The 8,356-nt window shown below is 43.8% G+C and carries 6 protein-coding genes and 1 pseudogene; 6 read left to right on the top strand and 1 reads right to left on the bottom strand.

What is annotated here, in order from left to right; genetic code table 11:
* Positions 1-873: phospholipase D-like domain-containing protein (locus D515_RS24465; RefSeq protein ID WP_039850658.1), on the top strand; the 873-nt coding region annotated here is incomplete at its 5' end.
* 103 nt (positions 874-976) lie between these two features.
* Here D515_RS24465 and D515_RS24470 read toward each other — a convergent pair.
* The gene (locus D515_RS24470; protein WP_002542691.1) at positions 977-2,344 is read right to left on the bottom strand and encodes an MATE family efflux transporter; all 1,368 of its coding nucleotides are present in this window, start codon (positions 2,342-2,344) and stop codon (positions 977-979) included.
* Between the two features lie 493 nt (positions 2,345-2,837).
* On the opposite strand from D515_RS24470, the gene D515_RS24475 reads away from it, so the two are divergent.
* From D515_RS24475 to D515_RS24495, 5 genes and pseudogenes are all read left to right on the top strand, one after another.
* Complete coding sequence (locus D515_RS24475) at positions 2,838-4,589, top strand: coiled-coil domain-containing protein (RefSeq protein WP_002542693.1); 1,752 nt, start codon at positions 2,838-2,840, stop codon at positions 4,587-4,589.
* Positions 4,590-4,591: 2 nt separating this feature from the next.
* Complete coding sequence (locus D515_RS24480) at positions 4,592-5,302, top strand: OmpA/MotB family protein (RefSeq protein WP_002542694.1); 711 nt, start codon at positions 4,592-4,594, stop codon at positions 5,300-5,302.
* The gene (locus D515_RS24485; RefSeq protein WP_002542695.1) at positions 5,299-6,384 is read left to right on the top strand and encodes an HNH endonuclease signature motif containing protein; all 1,086 of its coding nucleotides are present in this window, start codon (positions 5,299-5,301) and stop codon (positions 6,382-6,384) included. Before D515_RS24480 ends, D515_RS24485 begins: the two co-directional genes overlap by 4 nt.
* 4 nt (positions 6,385-6,388) lie before the next feature.
* On the top strand, positions 6,389-6,724 hold the full coding sequence (locus tag D515_RS24490) for a hypothetical protein (protein ID WP_039850659.1): 336 nt from the start codon (positions 6,389-6,391) through the stop codon (positions 6,722-6,724).
* 15 nt (positions 6,725-6,739) lie between these two features.
* Positions 6,740-8,356: pseudogene (locus tag D515_RS24495) on the top strand (hypothetical protein); the annotation flags it as partial.

Raw genomic sequence — 8,356 nt, forward strand, 5'->3', positions numbered from 1 at the left:
CTGACAACCTCTTTTGAAGAGTATTGGAATAACGATTTAAGCGTAAGCGTTGAAAAGCTTTTCCCTGAAGATACCTTCCCAGAAAATCCTGACTTCTCTCGCTTGCACGCCTATGCATGTAATCCAGAAAATTTTAACCCTGAAATTCGCGCTGAAATCGAGAAAGTGCCTGAGACATTTCGGTATCTGGAAGAGCAAGGTAAGTTCAGGTTCATTGAAAATGTTGAGTACATCTACGATAAGCCCGGTAAGAATGACAAGAGTGAATTCCTGGGTGGAGGCAGCATCACGCAAGATAAGCTGGTCGAACTTGCCGACAGTGCGAAAGAAAGCATTTTGATTCAAACCCCGTATCTGGTGACAACAGCGCGCGACAGGATGTTTTTAAAAGAGCTTGTTGATCGCGGAGTATCGATAAAAATCCTCACCAATAGCCTGGCTTCAAATGACAACCTTGAAGCGTTCAGTGGTTATCAAAGAGACCGCAAAGCACTGCTTGATACCGGCGTTGAGATTTACGAATTTAAACCTGATGCCAAAGTCAGACAAAGGGTGATGACAGAGCATATGGTAAAGCGTTTGCCTACCCAGCCAATCTTTGGACTTCACGCCAAAACCATGACTATTGATGACCACACGACAGTGATTGGCACCTACAACCTCGACCCAAGAAGCGCGAACCTCAATACCGAAAGTATTACCATTATAAGGTCAGAGGCGATAACCAAGGATGTTCGTCGGGCAATGGAAGTGGAGTTAGAACCTGAGAATGCATGGCGAATCACTGAAGATTTCAACCCAGACGATACCGTGTCTACCTCCAAACAGCTGAAGGTGAAACTGCGAAGAATTGTGCCCAAAAACATTCTTTAATTCAGTTTCCCTTATGGGATAAGAATTACACTCAACACAAAAAAGCACCTCAGAAAACGAGGTGCTTTTTTGTTGGGCCAACGAATGAGATACACAAGATTGTTTAGCCTGGAACGGGCTCTTCCGAAGTTCTGCTTTGGGAAAGCGTTTTAATCCACTTTTTGTTTTTGATTCGCAGCATCACTGGGATTAGTTTGAGTGTTTCCTCCAGCAAGACAGCTGCATAGACATACTGCACGGGGAGTTCGAACCAAAACGCCAGCACCAGCATCAAAGGAATGGCCCCAAACCATTGCGCCACCATATCCAGATACATGGTGAACTTGGTGTCGCCGCCGCTTTTCAGGATGCCCGACATAGACGTCATGGTCACTGAGCGAAGGAATATAGAAGCCAGAATGAAAGGGAAGAGCAGATACACAGCATCCAGCACTTCTGGCTCAATGCCATCGAACAACCCAATGAGCAAATCACGCCCTATCCAAAGTAGGGTAACAATCGTTCCTCCTACCGTAACAGAAGCAATCAAACCTGCACGAACATAGGCATTGAGTTCTTGATGGTTGTTGGAACCTATCTTCTGACCGACCAACACACCAACAGCGGCAGCACAACCCCAGCTAAACGAACCCAGTAGTATTTCCAGTGGCGCGAGGATCGACATGGCTGCCAGAGCGGTGCCATCAATATTGCCGTAAATGGTGTGATAGGCCGTCATGCCACCACTCCAGATGATTTCACCGCCAATAATCGGCAGTGCAATGTTTATGAAGGCAACATTCTTGGTTTTCGCCCTCGCTGCAACAAATGAAGATGCCGTAAAGCTAAGTATTCTCTCAAAGGCATGAACATAGAAAAACAGGATCAATGTGGAAGCTGATCTGGCTACTAACGTTCCCCACGCAGCGCCCTCAAGCCCGAGGGCTGGGAAGCCAAAGTGACCGAAAATCAGTAGGTAGTTGAGAGCAACATTAAGGATCAGCTCAAAGACAAAAAGATACAAAATCACTTTTGGTTTTTGAATCGCTCTCAGGCCAGCTCCCCAAATCGCTGAGAAACTCGTGACCAAAACACAGAGAATTGAGATTTCAATGTAGCTGCTGGCCATCGCTGCAATCGCAGCATCATTTGTCATCAAACCCGCAATTTGATCTTTGGAAACAAGCGCAGCGCTGACTAACAGCGCAGAAGCGATCACCGCGTGAATCATCCCGATATGAATAGTAACGCTTAGACTCTTACTATCTTTCGCTCCCCAATGCTGGGCACAAAAAATGGTAGTGGCACCAGCAATGCCGACAATCACGTTAGACACAAACCACAGCACCCGCGAGCCAATACCAGCCGCCGCAACGGTATCACCGCCCAATGCAGAGAGCATGAAGGTGTCAATAAAGCCGAGACTTGCAAACAACACGCTGTGCAATGCAATGGGAACGGCAAGGAACAAAATATCCTTATAGGGTTTCATAACCATCCTTGGTTTTTCATATCTTTCAGGGAGGGGTATTTTCACTTTAAATTCATGATGATATTGATACATATCAGTCAACCTGATGTAGATATCGGTCGATTTGGGGTGGGTAGATGCTATGTAATCATTTAAGTACTCATATTGAGCTCAGTAGGGTAAATCTGTTCAGAAGAAACATGGCTAGACGATTCAACGAGGGGGACGATGTGTTTTGTAGGGAAATACGTTAATTAGCATTAAGGGAGGGCGGTAAAAGTTAATTTCCCTAGCTTTTTATTTTAATAATATATTTCACATATGTGTGTGTTGGGTTAGGCGTTTATTTCGGGAAGAACTGTCTTTTAACCTGTTAAGTGTATGAAAGTAATTAAATTCCCATCTAATCTTTCGAGTTGAAATTCTTGTTGTGGATTAATGAAAGTAGGACTTGTTAGTTGTCTAGTCTGCTGGTGAGAACTAGAATGCTCGCCTTAATTTTTGGTGACAACTTATGACAAACTTTCTCGCATCTTTAATCGCTTCATTTAGTGCTGAGGGCATTTCAAATGCCTTTATTTATTCTATTTTTCTGTTGATGCTGATATCGACAGTACTTGCCTTCAAAGGTAAAGCCCAACGATTCACAACCAATACAACTAACCTTCTAACATCACTAGGCATTTTAGGTACTTTTGCCGGTATTGTGGTTGGTCTGATGGAGTTTAATCCAACTGATATTGATGGAAGTATTGAAGCGCTGCTAGCGGGTTTAAAAACGGCATTTTTGACCAGTCTAGTTGGTATGGCGGGTTCTATCATCTACAAAGGCATTGTTGGCCTGATCCCCGAAAAAGAAGAGACAGCGGCACAAGCCATCGGGCCGGAAGATATCTTCAGTGTTATGTCAAAACAGTTAGCCGCATCAACAGAATTACTTTCTGCTATAAAAGGGGATGAAGATTCGTCTCTTACCTCTCAAATCAAAATGCTCCGCACCGACATCAGTGATGCGAACAAGTCTCAGACGGCATTTCAGGACTTACAGCTAGCTAAAGGCGAAACTTTTCAGACACAGCTTTGGAAGAAGATGGATGAGTTTGGTGAGGTGTTGTCGAAGTCTGCAACTGAGCAAGTTATTAATGCTCTTAAGGAAGTCATCGTCGAGTTTAACGAGAAGCTCACCGAGCAATTTGGTGAAAACTTCAAGCGTCTTGATGAGTCGGTGAAAAAACTCGTCGACTGGCAGGAAAACTATCGTCATCAGCTAGAGGATATGGCGAACAAGTATCAACTGGGTGTTGATGCTATCTCCTCCACTGAAAAATCAGTAGCCAGTATCAATGAACGGGCTGAGTCTATTCCTGCAACCATGGAAAAACTCCACCAAGTAATGGAACTGGGCCATGGTCAGGTAACTGAGCTTGAGCACCGCCTAGAAGCGTTCAAGGACCTTCGCGACAAAGCTGTTGAAGCGATGCCTCAAATCCGAGAGCAAATGGATAGCACCATGTCCGTTATTGGTGACTCCGTGAAAGCTGCGTCAAACCACTACGAAACAATGCTCATCGAGTCCCAAAAGGTCATTGATCATTTCGGCGCTACTGCGACAGATAGTGTCGAGAAACTCCGTACGAATATCGAAGGTGGAGCCGAGAAAGTTTCAAATCAGCTGATCGAAAGTTCTCAAACACTGAGTGGAAAACTCGCCGAGGCGTCTTCGGATATTCAAGACCAGGTCAGCACAGCGACCGGGGGTTTACGCAATGTGACTGACCATCTCTCGGAATCGACTGAAATGATTCGACAGCAACTCGAAGATGCATTTACTGAGCTCAATGCAGAAATGCGAGTGCTGGTTGCTGATATTAAAGATGATGCAAAACAGACTGGCACAGTGCTTAAAGATGCAAATCAAGAACTGCTTGCTAGTACGCGTGAAATTCAGACTGAAACGACAGAAGCGATTCGAAAACTGCATGACCGCCTAGAAACAACACTGGAAGAGGTATTTAAAATCCAAGCGCAACATGTAAGGCGAACCTTTGATAGCCTCGAAGATCAAATTACACAATCCGTTGGTAAAACCGGTAGTGCAGTTGAAAAACAAGTGGAAGTGCTTGATTTGCAGATGCAACAAGAAATCAACAGAACCATGAATGAAATGGGAGAAGCGCTTGCAACCATCACCCAGCAATTCACCCGTGACTACCAAAAACTAACACGAGAAATGTCAAACGTCGTTAACACCAAGGTTGCGGTTTAATCATGGAAAAATTGTTTGGTAACACCAAAGCAAGAAGTGAAGGGGGAGAACACTGGATGTCAGTGTCAGACCTCATGGCAGGCTTGATGATGGTGTTTTTGTTTATTTCCGTCGCGCTAATGCGCGATGCAATGAATGAACGAGACAAAATTAAAGAGGTCGCTGTTACCTACGAGAAAACTCAAGAGGCGATATATCTAGCATTGGTTGATGAGTTTTCCTCTGATCTCGACCGTTGGGGAGCTGAAATTGATCGAAATACTTTGAGTTTAAACTTCACTGCGCCGGATGTGCTCTTTGCCAATGGTAAAGCGAATTTAACGGACAAATTTGAAGTTATTCTTGATGACTTCTTCCCTCGATACTTGGAAGTACTAGATAGTTTTAAGCCCTCATTACAGGAGATAAGGATCGAAGGCCATACCTCCAGCCGTTGGAACCATGGGTCTTCAGATTATGAGGCTTACTTTAACAATATGAGTCTATCTCAAGCTCGTACTCGAGCAGTACTTAGCTATGTGATGGGCTTAGAGCCAGTGCGCATTGAACACTATGGATGGGTTAAAGAAAACGTTGCAGCGGTGGGATATTCTTCGTCCAAACTGATTACAAACAAATTTGGCGTTGAAAATGAAAAACGCTCTCGCCGGGTTTCATTTCGTGTGATTACAAACGCTGAAGAGCAAATACTCAAGATATTGGGGGCTGAATGAAGTTAGCGCTTAACATTCGCTCACTCATGAATGCCGTAGATATGATGGAGCCAGAGAAAAAAGGCAAGTTCACAATAGAGTTCCAGACAAGCCACATTGACAAAATATCTGCAGAGTTAGAAAAAGGCAAAGATGTTGAACTAAAAGACGTTGAAATTGAATCTGGTCTTCTCAGCTACCAAGGACGTCACGTCACCCTCTATATAAAAGCAAACGGCATTAGCGCGCGCTTTCACGTCTCAGATTGTTCAACGCTACAAAGTATGCGCTCAAGTGGCCGCTTTGAGCGCTACGTGGTGACGAATAACACGTCAGGCGAGTTCTCAGTTGATACGCAACATGGTGAGAAGAAAGCTCGGCTAAAGGTCTGTCAAAACTGCTTACGAAAACTCAATTACAAAGGGTGTAATACAACAGCACCGATCGCTCCGATAGTTCAGAACTTTAACATGGCAGAGTTTTTTGCTACTTACAGTTCGTTTTTCCCTCACATGCCATCTCGCCTCGCCGAAACAGCAGATAGTGGATACACAGATGACTGGTCCAAGATTTCCTCTCACTACAGGGTGGACAAAAACTTTGAGTGTGAAGGGTGCAAGGTGAACATGCGCAGCCAAAGGGCGCTGTTACACGTGCACCACATAAACGGCGTGAAGTCAGACAATAGGCCTGCCAATCTCAAAGCACTGTGTATTGATTGTCACAGCAAGCAACCTATGCATGAGCATATGGTATTGAGTCACAGAGAGCGTCAAACAATCAACGACTTAAGGAAACAGCAAGGGCTACTTGAGGATCTGGGTGATTGGCAAGAACTCTTCGAATTGTCCGATCCTGGCGTTCACGGTGTTTTACATGCTTGCCGGCAGGCTTACTTAAAGGTTCCGGAAATCAACTACTTTGTTGAGGATTCTTTTGGTGATTTAGCGGCTCGCTTAGAGCTTGCTTGGCCTAAGCATCGGTTTGGTGTGGCAATCTCTTTGAACGATATTGAAGATGCCAACAAAAATGGCTGGCATGTCGTTGGTATCAATGACTTTTTGGAAAGCTATAAATCGCAAGCTTACAATTTAAGGTATTAGGAACATGCAGATTAGGCTAGGGGAAATACTAGAGAGGATAATCGCGGTCAATCATGCATGGAAGCTATCAAGGGAAGAATTTGGTAATGATTTTTCCGCAACTCAGTCTCTCAAGCACACTAAATCGTCCTTGCAGGTCACATTGCTTAGAGAGTTTCCTGATGATGTCTACCTGTCAGTGGCAACAGATACTGAAGCTCACGAAGAAGAGATGTACAGCGTTAGATTGAAAAAACCAATTGTTATCAATGGTATTGAAAAATCGGATGCTGAGCATCTTCCTGCACGATTGGCAAATGAACTATTCACAAAACAAGAAATTAACAACATTCTAAAATAACAGGCATAAATTTACATGTTCGATCACTTGGATTTCATTTCTGGCGACTGGGTTACAGACGCAATAATTACAGCAACATTCACAGTGTTTATTTTCTTTTCATTTAGAGAAATAGTCGCAGTTATTAAAGCGAGTGTACAGCTTAAAAAAATAGGTGGGATTAAGTCAAAGGCACAGTCAAATGTCATTAACACAAACGCACTAAATAAAAATCAATTAGTTTGGGTTACAGAGCATTTAGTTTATACACCAACACAAGACGGACTTGTTGTTGAAACGAAAGGCGAATTGTGGCTGACGAAGTCCCCAATTTCCCAAATGCTTCCTTCCATAGACTCATCACGCTACAAACTGATCCCTGCCTTACTAACCAGTATTGGTATTACGGGCACATTCCTCGGGATTACGCTTGGTCTGAGCGAATTCACCATGGCAGGGGATTCCAAAGCCTTGCTGGCATCAGCTGCGGAATTACTAGAAGGTATGAAAACGGCGTTTTATACCTCTCTTGCGGGATTGGGCACTTCCGCTCTCTTCATGGTGTGGATGAAAATTTCATCAAGTGTGCTCGCTAGAGCTCAAAAAAAACTAATAGCGACGCTTTCATCACAATACTTTGAAGCAAGCCCAATCTATTACTTGAAGAATATTTCTAACGAAAACCAGCAAGAAGCGCTCGACGCCCAACTACGTGCTTCAAAAGCAATGGAATCTATGGGAGATAAGATGGAGGCGACGAGCAGCGCGTTGGCGCAACTCGGGAACTCCTTCAATGGTGATGTTATTGCTAAACAGATAGCAACTGCATTAACAGATTCAGTAGAAGCTTCACTTACTCCTATGTTAGGAGAGATAAAACACGAGTTAACGGCTCTTAAAGATATTAAAGAACAGTCGCAAAAGGAACTTGTTGAACTTCTTATAAAAGAGATGAAAAACGAACTAATTACTCCGGTGGCAGATGAGCTTAGCAAAACGAGTGAAGCCGTTGCTACGAGTAATGAAATTACTTCTCAGCTTAACAACAATATTGAAAAAGTGGTGACGAGTACATCAGAAACAGTCAGCACGATTAACGAGTTCCAAAAAGAAACAATGAACAAGCTGCAGGAGTTTGCTGGGTCATTAACAGGAATATTGAATAGCTTTAAAGAAGATACTCAAGGCGCAATGTCTTCAATGGCTTCAGAAGTTAATACAATGTTAGCTACAGCTACCCAAGGCATGGATGCTCAGCGAGTTGCTTTTGAGCAAAGTTCAGAGAAAGCAGCTGGCGCATTTGAAGGCATGAAATCGTCGTTAGAAACAGCACTAGAAGAGCGTCAAAGTGCTGAAAAAGTACTTTTTGAAAATGTGACTGGCCGTATTAACGCTCTGCTTTCTGAGATCTCAACATCGTTTGAAAATCAAACCTATGTATTAACCCAGACGGGTGAAATGGCCTCGAGTATGATGACGCAGGCTCAAAAGGATTTCGAATCCTCAGTGCAACAGCGTCGTGCAGAAGAGTCAGCGATGTTCACGGAAGTTGAAAGCCGACTTTCAAACTTGGTCGAGAACGCGGCTAAAGGTATCGAAGATCAGCAATCTGCGTTTGAACAAAGTGCGGAGAAAGCGGCAGGGGCATTTGAG

The sequence above is a fragment of the Grimontia indica genome (genome assembly GCF_000333895.2).
Lineage (GTDB): Bacteria > Pseudomonadota > Gammaproteobacteria > Enterobacterales > Vibrionaceae > Enterovibrio > Enterovibrio indicus.